We start from the raw sequence: 18,682 nt of genomic DNA, 5'->3' as shown, positions 1-18,682 counted from the left end.
CCCATGTATAGCCCCCTGAACCGGTTAAAATCAAGGTTTTCCGGTATGGTTGAACCCATGCGCAGAACTACTTTCCTCAAAGCCGCCGCAGCAGCCTGCACCATGATCATGTGCCTGGGCGTCTCGGCCTGCGGTAACGGCTCCGATTCGAAGGCTTCCTCCTCTTCATCCGCTTCGTCATCCGCGTCCTCCTCCAGCTCGTCGTCGACCAAGATGCATCAGATCGCGGGCGTGACCGCCACCGGCGAACTCGGCAAGAAGCCGTCCGTCGCCTTCAAGACCCCGATGACCGTCGAAGACAACAGCTATGCCATCCTGCAGAAGGGCGACGGCGCTGCGATCGAAGACGGCGACCGCGTATGCTCGCAGGGCATCGCCATCAATGTCAAGGACGGTTCGGAACTCATGAGCACGTGGGAGAAGAACACTCCGGATTGCTCGACCGTGGTCTCCTCCGACACCAGCCAGATGACCGCGGCCTACTACAACCTGTTCAAGGGCCAGAAGCTCAACTCCACCATCGCCATCGGCGTCAATGATTCGAATTCCTCGGGCACCTCGTATCTGATGGTGCTCACCTTCGTGTCCAAATCGAAGGATCTGACGAAGGCCGAAGGTACCAAGGTCATGGATGTGCCGTCCGACCTGCCGAAGGTGACGCTCGACAAGGACGGCAAGCCGTCGATCGACATGAACGGCTACAAGGGCTCCGATTCGCTGGTGTCGCAGGACCTGATCAAGGGCAACGGCGCGGAGGTCAAGGACACGCAGACCGTTGTGGCGAATTACACCGGCTGGCTGCTTGACGGCACCCAGTTCGATTCCTCCTGGGACCGTGGCGAATCCAGCTCCTTCTCGCTGGACAGCGTAATCAAGGGATGGAAGCAAGGTCTGGCAGGCCATACCGTAGGCTCGCAGGTGCTGCTGGTCGTGCCGCCGGATCTCGGCTATGGGAACAAGAAGCAAAGCTCCATTCCGGCCAACTCCACGCTGGTGTTCGTGGTCGACATCCTCGCCGCGTACTGATCCGCCGTTCAGGCGCATCATCCGATAGTGGGGGCCTTCCCGTTTTGCCAGGAAGGCCCCCACTCGTTTGACACCCATAGAACACGATTGAGAAAGTCCTGGAAGTCGCCCGACACTCAAACTGGGCCAATTGCCCCAATCTACCGACGCTTACAGGGCGCTCACCGTCGGTGGTTTGAGAACGCCGGCTTGGGATTGGGGAAACTTCCCGGAATCTTTGTCAGAACAGACGCAGGGAGTCGTCCTCCACGCCCTTCATCTCCTCGTAATCGAGGATCAGGCAGCGGAAGCCACGGTCCTCGGCGAGTACGCGGGCCTGCGGGGTGATGGTCTGCGCGGCGAAGATGCCGCGGACCGGAGCAAGCAGCGGATCGCGGTTGAGTAGTTCGCAATATCTGGTGAGCTGCTCGACGCCGTCGATACCGCCGTTGCGTTTGATCTCGATGGCCACATGCGTGCCTTCGGCGTCGGTGGCCATGATGTCGACCGGGCCGATGGCGGTCGGATATTCACGACGCACGAGCTTCGCTCCCTTGCCAATACGTTCGATCTGTTCGGCCAGATAGCGTTGCAGATGATCCTCGACGCCATCCTTGGTAAGTCCCGGGTCTTCGCCCAGATCGTAGGATTCGTCGGAATAGATGTGCTGCAACGTCACCTCGAGCACGTCGTTCGACTTGTCAGCCGACGCTCGGATGACTTTCTGTGGCACGGCGGTGTCGACGTCATCGTCGGCATTGTCGGGCGTGATGTCCTTGATGGTGCAGGGCGCGGCCATCCAGTTCAGCGGCTTGTAGGAGCCGAGTTCGGAGAAGATCAGCAGGCTGTTGTCCGCCTTGATCAGCAGCACGCGTTTGGCGAGCGGCAGGAAGGCGTTCAGTCGTCCGGAATATTCGGCGGAGCAGTCAGCAACAATAATTCGCACGAGGCACTACCCTACCATGACCGGATGTGGGCGAGCGGGATCCCGTATACGCAAAGCGGCCTCCCGCCTCAATTGAGGAGGAAGGCCGCTTGCAATCACGCTGCCTGAAAGGGATTACTCGGCGCGCTTGACGTCACGTCCACGCTCGACCGCAACGGTGAGCTTGTTCGAGTCGAAGGAGATGAAGCCGTCGGTCACTTCGAAGGAGTGACGTTCGCCTTCCGGATCCACCACTACGATGGTTCCTTCCTTGATCACGGTCAGCACAGGCTCGTGGTCGGGCAGGATGCCCATTCCGCCCTCAGAGGCCGGAATGGTAACGGACTTCGCCGTACCGTGCCACACGGGGTGGTCGGCGGCGACGATGTTCACCTGCATGATCGATCCGGCCATCACGCACCGAATTCCTTCTGCATGTCGTGCCACTTCTTCTCGAGATCCTCGATGCCGCCGATGCCGGAGAACGCCTGCTCCGGAACGTCGTCATACACACCGTCACAGATGCGGGTGAAGGCTTCGATGGTCTCGTCAGCCGGCACGTAGGAGCCCGGACGACCGGTGAACTTTTCGGCGACGTAGAAGTTCTGGCCAAGGAACTGCTCGATCTTACGGGCACGATTCACGGTGGTCTTGTCTTCTTCGCCGAGCTCGTCGATGCCGATCAGGGCGATGATGTCCTGCAGCTCCTTGTTACGCTGCAGAATCGCCTTGACGCGGTTCGCGCAGTCGTAGTGGGCCTGGCCCACGTAACGCGGATCGAGGATTCGCGAGGTGGAGCTCAGCGGGTCCACTGCCGGATAGATGCCCTTGGAGGCGATGTCACGGGACAGCTCGGTGGTTGCATCCAAGTGGGCGAAGGTCGTTGCAGGGGCCGGGTCGGTGTAATCATCGGCCGGCACGTAGATGGCCTGCAGCGAGGTGATGGAGTGGCCGCGGGTCGACGTGATTCGCTCCTGCAGCGCACCCATCTCATCGGCCAAGTTCGGCTGGTAGCCCACTGCGGACGGCATACGGCCGAGCAGGGTGGACACCTCGGAACCAGCCTGGGTGAAGCGGAAGATGTTGTCGATGAACAGCAGCACGTCCTGGTTCTGCACGTCACGGAAGTACTCCGCCATGGTCAGTGCGGTCAGTGGCACACGCAGACGGGTACCCGGCTGCTCATCCATCTGGCCGAAGACCAGTGCGGTCTTCTCGAGCACGCCGGCCTCTTCCATTTCGCCGATCAGATCGTTGCCTTCACGGGTACGCTCGCCGACGCCCGCGAACACGGACACACCGCCGTGGTTCTGGGCGACTCGCTGGATCATTTCCTGGATCAGCACGGTCTTGCCCACGCCTGCGCCACCGAACAGACCGATCTTGCCACCTTGCACGTACGGGGTCAGCAGGTCGATGACCTTGATGCCGGTCTCGAACATCTGGGTCTTGGACTCCAGCTGGTCGAATGCCGGCGGGTTGCGGTGGATCGGCCAGCGCTCGGACACGGTGATGGTCTCGTCGGCCTTCTTGTTGAGGATGTTGCCGGACACGTCGAACACGTGACCCTTGGTGACGTCACCGACCGGCACGGAGATCGGGCCGCCGGTGTCGTGTACGGTGGCGCCGCGCACCAGGCCATCGGTCGGCTTGAGTGCCACGGTGCGCACGGTGGAGTCGCCGAGGTGCTGTTCGACCTCGAGGGTGATCTTGTGCGTGGTCTCGCCTTCTTCGTGAGCGCCGGTGTTGGTCAGCTCAACGGTAAGTGCGTTGTAAATGTCGGGCAGGTGGCCCACCGGGAATTCGACGTCGATGACCGAGCCCTGGATGCGCGTAACGCGTCCAGCGGTCGGCTCTGCAGCCGTCTCGGGAGCCGCTGTGGTCTGATTGTCAGCCATATGCGTTCCTACTCTTCCTTCTTATTCAGCGCGTCGGCGCTGCCGATGATTTCGGTAAGTTCCTGGGTAATCGAAGCCTGGCGGGAAGCGTTGAGCTTGCGGGTCAGGTCGTCGATCAGGCTGCGGGCGTTGTCTGTGGCCGTATGCATGGCGTTCTGTCGGCTTGCAGTCTCGGATGCCGCCGCGGTGAGCAGGCATTCATGGATACGGGACTGAATGTACTTCGGCAGAATCGCGTCAAGCACTTCGTCGACGTTCGGCTCGAACGCATAGAGCGGGGTCGCGGCGTCGGCATCGGACTCGGACACAGGACCGGAGCCCTGCTGTTCCGGAAGCACGAGCTCAACGGGCAGCATACGCAGCACGCGCACCTTCTGGACCACCATATTCACGAATTCGGTGAACACGATGTAGAGTTCGGAAACCCCACCCTGGTCCGCCGGCTTCATGTAGGCGTCCATCAGTGCCTTCGAGATGGATTCTGCGACTTCCACGCCGGGCTGGTCGGTATCGCCCTCCCAAGTACCGGCAACATCACGGTTGCGGTACTTGTAGTACGTCACACCGCGGCGACCATACACATACAGTTCCGGCTGCTTGCCTGCCGCATCAAGGCGAGCGAGCAGCGATTCCGTTTCGCGGATGATCGAGGAGGTGTACGGGCCTGCCATACCGCGATCCGAGGTGAGGGCGAGGACAGCCACGCGAGGGTTGTCCTCGTCCTTCTTCACGATCGGATGATCGATATGGGTGTGCGCCACCAGCGCTTGCACGGCGTCGAAAATCGCATCGGTATACGGCTTCGCGTTCAGGGCCACGTCACGTGCCTTGGCGATATGCGAAGACGCGATCATCTCCTGCGCGTTGAAGATTTTCTCCAGCGACGCGGTGGAGGCGATCCTAGATTTCAATGCGAGTTGCGAGCCCATGGATCACTTCTCTCCTGCGACGATCTTTTCCTGCTCAACCGGAGTGGCGTTCTTGACGTCAGGCTTCTTCTCGACCAGCGGCTTGCCCGCGCTGGTCACGAAGGTCTCACGGAACGCTTCCACGGCCTTGTCGAGGGCTGCCTCGGTGTCGGCGGTGAAGTCTTCGGTCTCACGGATGGTCTTGAGGATATCGGTGTTGTGATCCAGATAATCCAGCAGGGCCTTTTCGAACGGCAGCACGTCGACCAGTGCCAGGTCATCCATCTTGCCATGGGTGCCGGCCCACACGGAGACGACTTCCTGCTCCATCGAGTACGGGGAGAACTGCGGCTGCTTCAGCAGCTCGGTCAGGTGCGAGCCACGGTTCAGCTGGGCCTTCGAAGCCGCATCCAGATCGGAGGCGAACATGGCGAAGGATTCCAGCGAACGGTACTGCGCCAGCGAGATCTTCAGCGTGCCGGAGACCTTCTTCAGGGCCTTGGTCTGGGCTGCACCACCGACTCGGGACACGGAGATGCCGACGTCCACCGCAGGACGCTGGTTCGCGTTGAACAGGTCGGACTGCAGGAAGATCTGGCCATCCGTGATGGAGATGACGTTGGTCGGAATGTACGCGGACACGTCGTTCGCCTTGGTCTCGACGATCGGCAGGCCGGTCATCGAGCCGCCGCCGAGGTCATCGGAAACCTTGGCGCAGCGTTCGAGCAGGCGGGAGTGCAGGTAGAACACATCGCCCGGATAGGCCTCACGCCCCGGCGGGCGGCGCAGCAGCAAGGAGATCGAACGGTACGCCTCGGCCTGCTTCGACAGATCGTCGAAGACGATGAGCACGTGCTTGCCGTTGTACATCCAGTGCTGTCCGATGGCGGAACCGGTGTACGGTGCGATGTACTTGAAGCCTGCGGAATCGGATGCCGGGGAGGCCACGATGGTGGTGTACTCCATGGCGCCGGACTCTTCGAGGGACTGCTTCACCGATGCGATGGTGGAGCCCTTCTGTCCGATGGCGACGTAGATGCAGCGGACCTGCTTCTTCGGATCGCCGGATTCCCAGTTACGCTTCTGGTTGATGATCGTATCGATTGCGATAGCGGTCTTACCGGTCTGGCGGTCGCCGATGATGAGCTGGCGCTGGCCACGGCCAATCGGCGTCATTGCGTCGATAGCCTTCAGGCCGGTGGACATAGGCTCGTCAACCGGATGACGGTGCATAACGTCAGGTGCCTGGGCCTCGAGAATACGACGGCCTTCGGTCTTGATTTCGCCAAGACCGTCAATCGGGTTGCCTAGCGGGTCCACGACACGGCCGAGATAGCCGTCGCCGACGGGCACGGAGAGCACTTCGCCGGTACGACGCACTTCCTGGCCCTCCTCGATGCCTGCGAAGTCGCCGAGGATAACCACGCCGATCTCGCGGGCGTCAAGGTTGAACGCCAGGCCAAGCGTGCCGTCTTCGAAGGTCAGCAGCTCATTGGCCATGCAACCAGGCAGTCCCGTCACGTGCGCAATGCCATCGCCAGCAGTCGCGACATAACCGACCTCCTGGGTCGGCGTGTCCGACGGCTTGTACGCCTCGACGAAATCATCGAGCGCCTTGCGTATCGTGGTGGGATCAATGGTAAGTTCTGCCATGATCACTCCTTATTGTTGTTTTTAAATTCAGTCAAGTCTTGTTTCAGGCTTGTTCACCGTGCGGCGAACCGCGTCAGGCGGTTGCCTTCACCGTGCGCTGAAGATGCTGCAGTTGTGCGACCACCGTATTGTCGGTGACCTCGTCGCCCACCTGGATGCGCATACCACCCATGACGGTCGGATCGACCACCGAGTTGATGTGCACCGGATGGCCGGTCTTGGCCGAGTAGATGGCGACGAGCTTGTCGATCTGCCCATCGGTCAGTGGCTTCGCCGTGGTGACGATGACCATGGACTCGCCCATATGGCGGGAGAGCTTGTTGATCAGCCACTGGATGGTCTGCAGATAACGACGATTGCGCAGATTGCAGGTCGCATGCTCCGCCAGACGCTTGGTCACCTGGTTGAAGTCCGCGTCACCGATCAGGCTGTACAGCAGTTTGATGCGGGCTTCGGCAGGGACGGTTGCGTCATAGAGCTTGGATCGCACGACCGGCAGGTTGAGCAGTGCGGAATGCAGCTGGGCAAGTTCTACGGAAACCTGCAGCGTGGCATTGGTGTGATCCGCGTAGTACATCATGCCGTCAACGCCGAAATCCTCCACGGCGTTGGCGATATCGGACACGCGGCTCCAACGGCGGGACACCAGGTCGGTCATGATCTCCATCGTGAGCGGATGGGACTGTTCGCCGATCAGGGTCTTCAGCACTGCGACCTTGTCTTCGACAGGGCGCGACGGGTCGGTGAGGGCGCGTTCAAGCTGGATGTTGTGGTCGAGCACGTTGGTGATCGTGAACAGTTCGTTCCCGATGCGCCATGCGTCCTCGCCGGAGCTACGCAGCTTGGGGGCCAGCGAGTCACGCGAAACGCGATCAGCGATGCGCGATGCCTCTCCTCGCATTGGTCACCTCCCTTTCTTGAAGGTTTTCAATCACTTCTTGTCGCTGTCCATGTCGGCGATCATCTGGTCGATCATCGACGACTGCACATCATCATTCTCGAGCTTGCTGCCCAGGATCTTGCCGGCCAGTGCCGTCGCCAGCACGCCGACCTCACCCTTCAGGCTGACCAGCGCCTGCTGCTGCTGAGATTCGATGGAGCGCTGGGCGGTGGCGGTGATCTGCGCGGCGTCGCTCTCGGCACGGGAGCGGGCGTCGGCTATGATGTGCGATGCCTCTGCACGTGCGTCATCACGGATCTTGGAAGCTTCGACGCGGGCGGTGCTCAGCTGGGCCTCGTACTTCGCCTTGGCTTCGTCGGCATCCTTCTGGGCCTGCTCGGCCTTGGCGATGCCGCCCTCGATCTTCGCGGCGCGCTCATCGAACACGGCCTGGAACTTCGGCAGGAAGAACTTGTAGAAGAACACGGCGACGATGATCAGAATGACCAACGACCAGAAAATGTCGTAGCTTTTCGGAAGGAACAGTTCCATCTCGCTAGCTGCGGTCACCATAGTGTCTTCCTCCTTTCATGTTCGTTTGCGTCTTCGGTGTTACCTTGGGTCAAGTCTTACTTGATGAAGGCGAGCACGAAGCCGAGCAGTGCCAGCACCTCGACGAATGCCAGGCCCAGGAACATGAGGGTCTGCAGACGGCTGCCGAGCTCAGGCTGACGGGCGGTGCCTTCGATGGTCTTGCCGATCAGGATGCCCAGACCGATGCCAGGGCCGATTGCGGCGAGGCCGTAGCCAACGACGTTCAGGTTGCCGGCAACCTCAGCGAGGGTAACGATATCCATGATTGTTTCCTTTCTGGTTATTGCTTAGCAAAGCAACACTTACAATGCCGGCGATCAGTCAATCTCCGGATAGCTCATATTGATGTACGCGGTGGTCAGAATGGCGAAGATGTAAGCCTGCAGGCAGGCGACCAGCGCCTCGAACAGGAACATGAACATGCCGGCGGCAAACGTGATGATGCCGAACGGCATCATGAGTTTGTTCGCCACATCAATGAGGAAGAATTGCGTGGCCGAGAGGCACAGCGCAAGGATCAAGTGGCCCGAGACCATGTTGGCGAACAGTCGGATCGTCAACGAGAACGGGCGGATAATCAGCAGCTCAAGCAGCTGAATCGGGGACAGCAGAATGTAGATCGGAGCCGGCACGCCCTTCGGGAAGATCTCGTCCCTCAGGAAGTGGCCAAGGCCCTTTTCACGGATGCCGGCAATCCAGTACTGGCAGAAGCACCACATGGCGAACACCAGCGGCAACGTGACGGATGCGCTTGCCGCGATGTTGAAGCCCGGGATGATGCCGCACAGATTGAAGACCAGCAGCGTGCAGAACACGGTGGTGATCATCGGCACATAACGCTTGCCGCGCAGCTCGCCCATCACCTGATAGACGATGTTGTCGCGAACGAATTCGATCAGCCATTCGACTGCGCCCTGCCAACGGCCGGGGATGAGCTTTGCACGGCTTGCCGTGATGCCGAGAACCAGCATCATGATGATGGTCGCGAGGATGCGGACCAGGATGATGCGGTTGATGGCGAACGGCGTGCCCTGGAATACGAACGGATCGGGAAGGAAGTCATTGATACTCGGCATTTCAGGACCATCAGCAATGGTCAGCATGCCCTCTCCCAATGCACCAATCATTCACGCCTCCTGCTCTTGTGTCAGCTGTCAGTTTAGCCCAACAACCGAGTCGAATGTGACGTTCTGGTTACCAAACCAGTTCGTCCTTCGAAGCATATGCCAACGTGACCGGAGCCGCATCGACACATTCAACTCCGAATGGCTGGAAAGGATTATTAGCCTGTGTCTCGACAACATCTCCACACATGCCTTCTCCCTTACTGCCATATGACGTTTCCGGCGTTTCGCACGGAGCTGCGATTAACTAGACACGGCTTCATGTTCTGTCGGCGGCGCCAAGGTTTCGTCGTTAATCATCATTAATGATAAAACGCTTTATCGAAGTCTACTCCACCTTTGGAATATCACAATTAACACTAGCAGACGTATCGCAATCGGAAAAATCCGATTCCGCCGCACGACCGCCGGCAACGGTGTCGCCGGCGCCACCGGCACAACGGCACGGCCGGCCGCCAGGCACGGCCCGTCTCAACCCTGAATCACGCCATAGCTATCGTGCGAGAACGGCGTGAATGCGTCAACGCGCGGACTTCCCGGCTCATGGCGAATGGAGCGGTCCGTGCCAAGGCGTTTTTCGGCGCGCAGCTGCGGCACCTCGCTCAAATCATATGGCGTGGTCTGGTAGACCCAGTTCAGCCAGTTGCGCCACAGCAGATTCGCATGGGCGCGCCAGGCGAATACCGGTTCAAGCTGCGGATCGTCATGCGGGAAGTAGTTCTCGGGGAACGGCACATTGGTCAACCCCTTCTTCATGTCGCGCTCGTATTCCTCGAGAAGCGTATATTTGCCGTACTCCCAGTGGCCCAGCGCGAACACCTCGGAGAAATCGCGCGTGGCGATCAGACCCGGACCGGATTTCGGCCCCCAGGTGAGCACCTGCAAATCAGGATTGCGTGCGATGTCGCCCTCATCCACGCCGGCGAGACGGGAATGCGGTTGCAGGCTGATCTCATCGAAACCATTTGTCAGGAAGCAGTACTCGTCCTGCAGGTACTGCGGAAACACGCCGAAGATCTTCTCGGAAAGGTCCACCTTGCGCACGCCGTAACGGTAGTTGAGCGCGCCCATCGCACCCCAGCACAGATACATGGTGGAGAAGACGTGACTGCCCGCCCAATCAAGAATCTGCCTGAACTCGTCCCAGTAGTCGACCTGTTCGAAGTCAAGGTGTTCCACGGGCGCACCCGTCACCACGAAGCCGTCGTAATAGTTGTCCTTGAAGGTGTCGAGCGTCTCGTAGAACTTCACCAGATGGTCGGCGCTCACATGTGTGGCCTCGTGCGTGGAGGTCTTCATGAAGTCGATCTCGACCTGCAGCGGGCTCTTCGAGATCAGGCGCAGCAGCTGCGTCTCCGTCTCGATCTTCTTCGGCATGAGATTCAGGATCACCAGTTTCAACGGGCGGACACGCTGGCGTTCCGCTTCGGGCTTTTCGAGCGCGAAGATTCGCTCCGAATCGAGGATGGCTCTGGCCGGCAGGCCGCTGGGGATCTTGATAGGCATAGTCCCTATTATGGTGCGGGCACGGATATGGAACGCTCCCCCATCAGGCCTATCGGTATAGGAAATATTGATAATGCGTTATTCGATAGGGGTTTCGCGATATCGACCACATACGACACGCCGACTTGACATTTACTTCCCTATTCGTAAAGTAGGTAGAGCTGTCACAAAGACAAGCCGACGCGGGATGGAGCAGCTCGGTAGCTCGCTGGGCTCATAACCCAGAGGTCCTAGGTTCAAATCCTAGTCCCGCTACTATGTACGAGGCCGCCAACCCATCCGGGTTGGCGGTTTTTCTATTCCCCATGCCGAGCCCATGACCCTGCGACAGGGCAAGGTGGAAGCCTTTCATGGAATCATCGATTGCGGATTTGTTGCGGAACGCCCTCGACGAGGCATCCCACAACGGTTTTCAATGCAGGACGAGGCAGATCAAGACGACGAGCATGATGAGGGCGAGTGCCAGCAGCACGCAGGAGACACGCCCGCGGCCGGCTCTTGTCAGGGCGGGGTCCGTGACGCGGTACAGGCCGTATTCCAAGGCTAGGAGGATCGCGAATGCCACCAGCAATGACGCCGCCAGCATGACGAGGTCCTTTTCACGGATGGACTGGAACACCATCCCGCTCCCATAGATGACCGTAAGCATCGCGCTCAGGCCGTGCCCGTTGAACGACGAGTTCCCGACCGGCTTGCGGTTCGCCTCGCCGACCCTGCGGACCAGTTCATGTATGCGACCCATATCAACTCCTTAGCATGACATCATAGTGACTAGTGCCTCCACTCCTCCAGCACAGCCCGAAGCAATGAAAGCTGCGGCCACAGGTCCGGTAAGTCCTGCGGCCGCAAGTGTTGCTGGAGCGGCGGCCCATTATCCGGCGATATGTTTGGCACCGTCGTCGTCTCGTATACAGCGATGGGACGGAATCTTGTCTGCAGGGTCAGGAGGCATGCATCAGAGGGGGTATCGCTCATCGTTTTATATACAATTAAACACAAGAAGATCCCAGTGGATCCCGTTTTCTCGATTATGCAAAACGGTGAAAGGCGGTAGTCATGGATACCATTCATCAGATACTATCTTGGGCCGGTATGATAGGAATTATCCTAGCGGTGATGATTTCGGCATACCTGGCATTCGTCCGCCATGAACATACATCGGATATCTCGGTCAGGCTCAACGGCATGCTGATGGCGCTTTCCACGGTACTGTTCGTCGCCGGTCGGCTTCACGGGACGTCGCGATTCGCCATGGTGCTGTGGTGGATCGCAATCGCATTGGTTGCCGTCTCAATCGTGTTGCTCGCCATCGCTTGCCGTCCCTCGGGCAGAGGGTCGACGACGACGCTCATTCGGATCTTATTCGTCCTGTACATCGTGGCGATGGCCGCCCTGCTGTTCAGCCTGCTCTGAAGGAAAACCACCGATCATCACTGTCCGGACGAACCGAACGGCCCACTCGACGAATCCGGTTCCTGATTCCAAAGGCAGGCGTATGCGCCCATACCGGTGCAAACATATTCCAATCGTTATGTTCTCCGATATTTCAGGGAGCGGCGTTCCCTCATATTGCCGTCTTCCGACAACGGCAGAGTTCGTCCGAGCAAGGATTCGGAAAACAGGCCGACACCACAATCGTTCGTGGAACGGACGACCGTTCCGACAGTATTCAAGCGCAATGAGCGGAATTCACCGGCCTTCACACATAGTGTCGGTCGCCACGTCGGTGAAAATCCGGTCGCGGCCCGCCTTCACGAGCGCGTCCTGCCGCAGGTCGGTGGTCTGGTCGCCGGTGCTGACCCTCGCGTATCCGTAAATCATGCTCGCCATATACCACTATCCATCTCAAGCATGGAGTTTTGGAACATTGATTATGGGACGGGTTTTGGAACACTTTCCGCCGGAGTGTCGGGAACGAGGTACGGAAATCACACAGAACCTCATCCATAGACATGGCGGCTAGCCAGCCCTTTACTCCGGAAACCTCCGTTTCCAGGATGCGCCACGACGCGTTCCGACGGGCCCAATCGGATTCACTAAGTGTTGCATGTTGCATTGGTGCAATATTTAAGGATTGTGTCGTTCCAGTCGTCCAAAAACCAGTTGGCGCTCATCGGGCATTGGAACGCCAGAAAGCACCGGAAAACTCGGGGCGCATCCTTACATGGAAGCCGCGGCCCAATGGATTTCAATGTCCTTTGCGCTTCTCCCTCTTCTTCTGTTGCTTCAACAGGAACAGACGCTCTTCCTCCTCCCGCCTCCGTTCCCTGCCCTCCGTCTTCCGGGTCCGCTTGTCTATCTCATGCCGTAACTTCAGCGCCTGCTGCGATTTCGTGCCGATGCCAGTGTCCTTCATCTGTTTCCTCGCATCACGCCGCGCTTTTTTCGGATTCCTTTTCGTCTCCTTGGTCACGGTCCGCACCGCCGGACTGAATCGCAAATCGTAGAAATGCTTCAACACGAATTCATGCAACTCATAATCTTTGGGCTCCGCGCCAAAGGTCACTTTCGCCACAGATAGCCGGTCCTTTTCAATCCTTTCGAACACGCCCACCCAGAACGGTTCCTCGAAATACACCGTCAGTCTTCCAATTGCCCTGTCCATGACAATCCCTCCTCGAATTTGATGGATGGACAAAGAACGGACAACCCGGAGGGGCAGGTTACTTACCACGGATGCTCTTTCCCCGTGACGGCCGGGCTACCTACCGGCTCTGGCACACATCTCTGCATGCGTTGCGTTTTTATCTTTGCATCGCCGATCTGGGCTTCTGGCCCACAATCGGCAATCATCTTGTTTTCGTCGGCGGTAACGCCGCCAAACCATTGTAAGCCAAATAGCCAACATCAACGGTTCGGGAACGGCAACGTTTTGGTAGACTCGACATCGGTTCCACGCCACAGGCGCGCCATGGACGACGGAGGAATTCCCGGATGGACACGCGAAACGATGGCGGCATTTTCGAGCGTCCAGCATCCGACCGGTGACTTGCGGCTCTATTATTCTCCGTATCGTTTCAACTTCCGGCAGCTCAGGCATGACCCTTTGCTTGCGGACGGGATGATTTTCTGATCTCCTCATGGTAGAAAAAGTTGACGATGACCGGCGGCGCTTCAAACGGCCTCTGCATACCGTCATCATTTCGGACATAAGGAAGATCGACGCGTTCGGCGTATGCTCTCATTTCTGCATCGAGCATTTCCCAATAGAGCCTGCTGCCATGGGTGTAAATCTCTTCATACAGCGGGGTGAGCTCCGGATGCTTTTCTCTGATGTACCGCATAATCACGCCCTTATAGCTTCCACGGAGATTGAGATTCTCCAGCCACACCAGATTGCACTGATCCTTTACACGGTCAATGATTGCCTCACAGTCTGTGATGCCAGGGAAGATGGGCGAAATAAAGCAAGTGGTGCGGATGCCCGCATCATGTAGCTTCTTCATCGCGGCAATCCTTCGTTCGATGCTGACAGCCTGATCCATGTCGTCCTTAAAGCTTTCATCCAGCGTATTGATGGAAAAGCCCACTCGTGCATCGGGGAACGTTTCAATCAAATCAATATCCCGCAACACAAGATCGGATTTTGTCTGAATGCTCAGCTTAATGCCGCTGCCCTGCAGTTGCTCCAGGAGGGAGCGCGTGCGTCGGTATGTTTCTTCCTGCGGATTATAGGGGTCTGTAACCGAGCTGAGGAATAGTTCCTTTCCGCGGTATCTCTCCGGGTGCTTGATTTCCGGCCAATACTTTATGTCGAGAAAGGCACCCCATTCCTCCGGGTGGTTGGTAAAGCGCTTCATAAAACTGGCATAACAGTACTTGCATGCATGGGTGCATCCCACATAGGGATTGACCGAATAGTCGCTCACCGGAAGGTTAGACTTGGTAAGGACGGTTTTGACTTCGACTTCTTGTATAATTGGTTCCACCATAGTCACCAGCCTCTCATGCGAATATGCTTATTCCCCTCTCGTGCGGAGCACAATAAACCGCCGGACACGGCAGTGATCCTAAGAGAAAGCTTTCATGTCGGCTTCAATAATCCGCTTGACGATATCGAAATCAACATTACGGCCAGTCCATTCACAGATTGTTCTTCGTTATTAATTGCATCATTAAATTCTATAAAATAAATCACCACTTAAATATTCAATTATTTCCAACTGCCGAAATGTAGCTGTTTCTCAAAATCAGGGGCGGTTTGCTCCAATTCCTTTTCGCTGGGGTCGGCATAACCAATCCCGATGAAAACGGGCATCATGTAGGTTGCCGGCACTTTCAGCTTCTTTTTTTACATCGTCATGCTCCTCGTTGGCCGGAATCCTCATGGAGCAGGCCAATCCTTCGGCGGTTGCGGCAAGGAATATGTTTTCTATGGAGCACCAAATCGTAGCAAAAGGATTAAGCTTGGAAAAACTTCCGCCGCTGACATCCTTTGACCGAAATACGGGAATGATGACGTACGGCGCATCTTCCAACATGGAATACTGCCTCGGCATGGCATGAGCGAACATTTTTTGACCGAGCGTAATCGGATAGGGCCTCGGGATATTCAAATACTTTTCCTCGTCAAATTTAGAGGATTTTTTCTTTGCATATTCAAGAATGGCTTCTTTCTCTTCATCTGTTTTCAAAATGATGAAATGCCAGTTGCGATTATGGTTCCATGTCGGAGTTTTATAACCTGCTTCCAGGATCCGTTTGACCGTTTCAAAACCGACCTCTTTGTCCAGAAACTCTCTGACGGTTCTTCTCTTGTTGATTACATCGTAGAACTCCATTTCAGACCTCTTCCGTTTCGTTCGTTATCAGTTTCTCAAGATTGCATGTAAAGGTGCGGGACAGATCGATAAGCTGCCGTTGCTCTTCTGGCGTGAACATACTCATGGCAGTATCTTCAGCCCATGTGATATGCCGTACGACCTTTTCATAATAAGTACGGCCCGATTCGGTCATTCGCACGATCTTCGTTCGCTTGTTCTCCGGCACTTCCGTTACGGTGACGTGGCCATCTACAAGCAGGTTTTTAATGACAAGATTTACCGATTGCTTTGATTGGAAGGTTTTGTCGCAAATATTCCGCTGCGTCAGGCCATCCGTGGCATAGAACACTGCGTTTACGACAAGCAGCGTTTTCATCAGCATCCCGTGCCGTTTCGCATACGCGTCATACATGGCAAACTGCATGTCCCGAAACTTGCAGTATAGGTATGCGTTCTTTTTTATCCTCTTTCGTCATTCATCGGTCTCCGTATTCGTACATTCCTTTACGGTCAATTTCTATACTATTGTAGCAAATGAAATCTCTCTCGTCAATGAACGGAGTGCGAATAAAGGAACATGGCAAGGACCGTGTCTGGCACTGCTCGCCGTCCATCAAGGCGGGCCAAGGCATCCTCACCGATGAACAGTAGGACGAATGAATGGTGTATTGGCTATTTCACATAAAGTTCCGGCCTATCAATCAACAAACCGTACTTCAAATTAGGTAATCCGATTATGTCGCTATATAGTTCTTTTACCTCTTTGCATGGCCTTAAACTCAAGTGTTCGACATTCTTAAGACTTAAGACGGGAGTATAATCCTTGCTCCTTAGTCGTACAGTCACAAACCTGAAAAATCGTGGTTGATTCATACTGTGCAAAAAATCCAATGACTCCACATGGATATATTGAGGACTCAGACTATCGCCTTCAATGGAAAGACTCTCTAAGTTTTCCAATCCGTTAAGCAAGCTATAATCATTGATTTTCTGAAAGTTTTCAATTGACAAAGCAACTAAATTTTTTTAAGTGCGCGATAGGCTCTATGCTTTGTACGCCTGCACCGGATCCTATATGCAAACATTCGAGTTCTTCAAGATCTGAGATCTTGGAGATGTCAGGATATACGCCCCATTTTATGTATAGTTTCTTAAGATTTCGTTGTGCACAGACGGCATCGAATAACTCCTGAGGCATCCTTGTTCCAAATGACAACTCCGTAAATGCGGTTGTATTGCGCAACAGGAAATCGCACCATTCTTGCAGAACTCGCCTTCTCTCTTTCGAAGTCCTGTATCGGACTGCAGAGACGCCATCCAATTGGGTACAGTTTATTGTCAATGCGTTTTCACCGTTATATTCCGACACTTCCACAATATCTTTGGGATGCGGTTCATCTTTATGATGATAATCGAATCCGTACTTTATCTGCTTTTCACTTAAAATTGACATTTATTTCACCCTTGTTATTGACATGCATTTTTGAAAGGGCAAATTATCGGCATACATCTTCATACTAAATTTCGATTCCCAATGAACGATCCAAAGAATGTCAAGCATGTGTTTTATTTGAATATTCCCCTGCCCTGCCTATGTCAAAGACTTCATCGTCGATATTCGTGTAATCAGATTATTCCCTATCGGTCGAATCATCAACCCGATAATGCGGAAAATATATGCTGTCCATCATGGTCACAAACCCGTCAAGGTTAAGTCTTGACCTTTTGATCCCGGTTCTTTCCTTTCTCTTTCCTTCCACGGGAAGACCGAAAATAAGACGAACGACTTCCGACGGCCTCTTCACCGGCAATCCAAAAGCCTTGTCATCCCTGTCGCCGCATCTCTGTATCCCCATACTTGTCGGGGGTACTCCCACGCTCCGTGATTCACCTAAAGCCGAAGGTTGTTTCTGTAGGCTGAAATCCCTGAAATTTCCAAGGTTCAGCGGGATACATTGACCTCGCTGACTACAACAAGGAGGTCACAATGACACAAGATACCGCTCCTCTGGCAGGAATCAAGGTTATCGATTGGACGCAGGTGCAGTCCGGTCCTTCCTGCACACAGATGCTCGCCTGGATGGGCGCCGAAGTCATCAAGGTGGAGAAGGTTCAGGGCGGAGACCCGACGCGTAACGAAATGAACGACGTGGACGGATCTTATTCCCTGTACTTCCTTCAGCTCAATGCCAACAAGAAGTCCATCACGCTGAACATGAAGGATCCGGAAGGCAAGAAGATCCTCACCGATCTGCTGAAGGATGCCGACGTCTTCGTCGAGAACATCGGCCCTGGAGACGTCGAGAAGCTCGGTTTCGGCTGGGACGAAGTGCATAAGATCAATCCTCGCTGCATTATGGCGTCCCTTAAGGGATTCAACAAGGGCAGCCGCTTCGAACACGTCAAGGCCTTCGAGCCCGTGGCTCAAAGCGCCGGCGGCGCGGCCTCCACCACCGGCTGGTATGACGGCGAACACAATGTGCCGACCCAGTCCGGTGCGGCTTTGGGCGATTCCAACAGTGGCATGCATCTGCTGATCGCCATCCTGTCCGCACTGCTGCAGCGCCAGCGCACCGGCGAGGGCTGCTACGTCTATCAGTCCATGCAGAACGCCGTGCTGAACCTGTGCCGTGTCAAGCTGCGTGATCAGCTGATCCTCGATCGTCTCGGCAAGCTCTCCTATTACGACTGCTATCCGAACTACAAGTGGGGCAAGGCCATTCCGCGTGCGGCCAACGCCGAAGGCGGCCTGGTGCTCGGCTGGTGCTACCGCGCCAAGGGCTGGGAGACCGACCAGAACGCCTATGTATACATCGTGATTCAGCAGTCCAAGAAGGGCTTCGAGAACTTCTGCCACGCCATGGGCTTCGAGGATTGGATCACCGATCCGCGCTTCAACACCGCCAACGCTCGTGATGAGCATAAGGAGGAGGTGTACAAGCGCGTCGAGGAATACACCATGCAGTACGACAAGTACACGCTGACCAAGGAACTGGGCGCCAAGGGCGTTCCGGTCGGCCCGGTGCTGGATTGGTATGAGCTGGAGAACGATCCGGACCTGAACGATGACGGCACCATCGTCACCATCGATCAGCAGGATGCCCGTGGCGACTTCAAGACCATCGGCATGCCGTTCACCATGAGCAACTTCACGCCTGACTATCAGCGCGCACCGAAGCTTGGCGAGAACAACGAAGAGATCCTCAAGGGCCTGGGCTATAGCGATGACCAGATCTCCGAGCTGCTTTCCAACGGTGTCATCGGCAGCAATGACGGAGTGAAGGCCGATCTGAAGTAGCCTTTGCCGCTCGTCACGACTTTCCGCGGGGTCGAATCCTTCCGATTCGGCCCTCTTTTCATATCCCCATCCTTTATATGCCTAGCTATATGGTTTGCCTCTACCGCCACGTCAGTTCCGCTCTTCTA

General features: G+C 56.2%; 21 protein-coding genes and 1 tRNA gene. 4 read left to right on the top strand and 18 right to left on the bottom strand.

Translation table 11 applies throughout. The annotated features are described in order from the left end of the window. Positions 1-57 precede the first annotated feature (57 nt). A complete protein-coding gene (locus tag BMOU_RS02015) occupies positions 58-1,026 on the top strand; it encodes an FKBP-type peptidyl-prolyl cis-trans isomerase (protein ID WP_171002045.1) in 969 nt (322 codons plus the stop codon). Between the two features lie 220 nt (positions 1,027-1,246). Here BMOU_RS02015 and nucS read toward each other — a convergent pair whose 3' ends face one another. The 10 genes from nucS to BMOU_RS01965 all read right to left on the bottom strand — a co-directional run bounded on the left by nucS (position 1,247) and on the right by BMOU_RS01965 (position 10,493). Next, positions 1,247-1,951, bottom strand: a complete 705-nt coding sequence (gene nucS / locus BMOU_RS02010) for an endonuclease NucS (protein WP_034520816.1) — start codon at positions 1,949-1,951, stop codon at positions 1,247-1,249. Positions 1,952-2,065: 114 nt separating this feature from the next. Further along, positions 2,066-2,344, bottom strand: coding sequence for a F0F1 ATP synthase subunit epsilon (locus tag BMOU_RS02005; protein WP_003838708.1), 279 nt, complete (start codon positions 2,342-2,344; stop codon positions 2,066-2,068). Further along, the gene (gene atpD, locus BMOU_RS02000) at positions 2,344-3,828 is read right to left on the bottom strand and encodes a F0F1 ATP synthase subunit beta (protein WP_034874301.1); all 1,485 of its coding nucleotides are present in this window, start codon (positions 3,826-3,828) and stop codon (positions 2,344-2,346) included. Before atpD ends, BMOU_RS02005 begins: the two co-directional genes overlap by 1 nt. A gap of 8 nt (positions 3,829-3,836) precedes the next feature. After that, on the bottom strand, positions 3,837-4,757 hold the full coding sequence (locus BMOU_RS01995) for a F0F1 ATP synthase subunit gamma (RefSeq protein WP_003838704.1): 921 nt from the start codon (positions 4,755-4,757) through the stop codon (positions 3,837-3,839). A gap of 3 nt (positions 4,758-4,760) precedes the next feature. Further along, the gene (atpA, locus tag BMOU_RS01990; protein ID WP_034874298.1) at positions 4,761-6,389 is read right to left on the bottom strand and encodes a F0F1 ATP synthase subunit alpha; all 1,629 of its coding nucleotides are present in this window, start codon (positions 6,387-6,389) and stop codon (positions 4,761-4,763) included. Between the two features lie 73 nt (positions 6,390-6,462). After that, positions 6,463-7,290, bottom strand: coding sequence for a F0F1 ATP synthase subunit delta (locus BMOU_RS01985; protein WP_034874296.1), 828 nt, complete (start codon positions 7,288-7,290; stop codon positions 6,463-6,465). Positions 7,291-7,320: 30 nt separating this feature from the next. Next, the gene (locus BMOU_RS01980; RefSeq protein WP_034874294.1) at positions 7,321-7,842 is read right to left on the bottom strand and encodes a F0F1 ATP synthase subunit B; all 522 of its coding nucleotides are present in this window, start codon (positions 7,840-7,842) and stop codon (positions 7,321-7,323) included. A 56-nt stretch (positions 7,843-7,898) separates the two neighbouring features. Then, positions 7,899-8,126, bottom strand: a complete 228-nt coding sequence (gene atpE, locus BMOU_RS01975) for an ATP synthase F0 subunit C (RefSeq protein WP_003809874.1) — start codon at positions 8,124-8,126, stop codon at positions 7,899-7,901. A gap of 54 nt (positions 8,127-8,180) precedes the next feature. Further along, entirely contained in the window at positions 8,181-8,990 is an 810-nt protein-coding gene (gene atpB, locus BMOU_RS01970; protein WP_034874290.1) for a F0F1 ATP synthase subunit A, read from the bottom strand. Between the two features lie 468 nt (positions 8,991-9,458). After that, positions 9,459-10,493 (bottom strand): homoserine O-succinyltransferase, encoded by a 1,035-nt coding sequence (locus BMOU_RS01965; protein ID WP_034874288.1) that lies wholly within the window; start codon positions 10,491-10,493, stop codon positions 9,459-9,461. 181 nt (positions 10,494-10,674) lie between these two features. Here BMOU_RS01965 and BMOU_RS01960 point away from each other — a divergent pair. Continuing rightward, positions 10,675-10,748: transfer RNA gene (locus tag BMOU_RS01960), tRNA-Met, on the top strand. Positions 10,749-10,905: 157 nt separating this feature from the next. Here the strand turns inward: BMOU_RS01960 and BMOU_RS01955 are convergent. Next, a complete protein-coding gene (locus tag BMOU_RS01955; protein WP_034874286.1) occupies positions 10,906-11,235 on the bottom strand; it encodes a hypothetical protein in 330 nt (109 codons plus the stop codon). Positions 11,236-11,549: 314 nt separating this feature from the next. Between BMOU_RS01955 and BMOU_RS01950 the strand changes: the two genes are divergently transcribed. Further along, positions 11,550-11,906: a hypothetical protein gene (locus BMOU_RS01950; protein ID WP_034874284.1), complete on the top strand. Its 357-nt coding sequence runs from the start codon at positions 11,550-11,552 to the stop codon at positions 11,904-11,906. 276 nt (positions 11,907-12,182) lie between these two features. Here the strand turns inward: BMOU_RS01950 and BMOU_RS10865 are convergent, their stop codons facing one another. The 7 genes from BMOU_RS10865 to BMOU_RS11380 form a co-directional block, all read right to left on the bottom strand. Then, on the bottom strand, positions 12,183-12,314 hold the full coding sequence (locus tag BMOU_RS10865; RefSeq protein WP_137648340.1) for a recombinase family protein: 132 nt from the start codon (positions 12,312-12,314) through the stop codon (positions 12,183-12,185). A gap of 367 nt (positions 12,315-12,681) precedes the next feature. Beyond that, entirely contained in the window at positions 12,682-13,167 is a 486-nt protein-coding gene (locus BMOU_RS01945) for a YjdF family protein (protein WP_235143650.1), read from the bottom strand. Between the two features lie 27 nt (positions 13,168-13,194). Next, positions 13,195-13,533 (bottom strand): DNA-formamidopyrimidine glycosylase family protein, encoded by a 339-nt coding sequence (locus tag BMOU_RS11780; protein WP_412093558.1) that lies wholly within the window; start codon positions 13,531-13,533, stop codon positions 13,195-13,197. Next, entirely contained in the window at positions 13,526-14,425 is a 900-nt protein-coding gene (locus BMOU_RS01940; protein WP_034874280.1) for a radical SAM mobile pair protein B, read from the bottom strand. Before BMOU_RS01940 ends, BMOU_RS11780 begins: the two co-directional genes overlap by 8 nt. 258 nt (positions 14,426-14,683) lie before the next feature. Beyond that, the gene (locus BMOU_RS01935; RefSeq protein ID WP_051428856.1) at positions 14,684-15,274 is read right to left on the bottom strand and encodes a nitroreductase family protein; all 591 of its coding nucleotides are present in this window, start codon (positions 15,272-15,274) and stop codon (positions 14,684-14,686) included. Position 15,275: 1 nt separating this feature from the next. Next, on the bottom strand, positions 15,276-15,680 hold the full coding sequence (locus BMOU_RS01930; protein ID WP_200864814.1) for a MarR family winged helix-turn-helix transcriptional regulator: 405 nt from the start codon (positions 15,678-15,680) through the stop codon (positions 15,276-15,278). A gap of 576 nt (positions 15,681-16,256) precedes the next feature. Continuing rightward, positions 16,257-16,709, bottom strand: a complete 453-nt coding sequence (locus tag BMOU_RS11380; RefSeq protein WP_200864813.1) for a hypothetical protein — start codon at positions 16,707-16,709, stop codon at positions 16,257-16,259. A gap of 534 nt (positions 16,710-17,243) precedes the next feature. Between BMOU_RS11380 and frc the strand changes: the two genes are divergently transcribed. Continuing rightward, entirely contained in the window at positions 17,244-18,554 is a 1,311-nt protein-coding gene (frc, locus tag BMOU_RS01920; protein WP_034874274.1) for a formyl-CoA transferase, read from the top strand. The last annotated feature ends 128 nt before the right edge of the window (positions 18,555-18,682 follow it).

The organism is Bifidobacterium moukalabense DSM 27321, from assembly GCF_000522505.1.
In the GTDB taxonomy this organism is placed as follows: Bacteria; Actinomycetota; Actinomycetes; order Actinomycetales; family Bifidobacteriaceae; genus Bifidobacterium; species Bifidobacterium moukalabense.
This window is presented reverse-complemented; position numbering and strand designations above follow the sequence as displayed.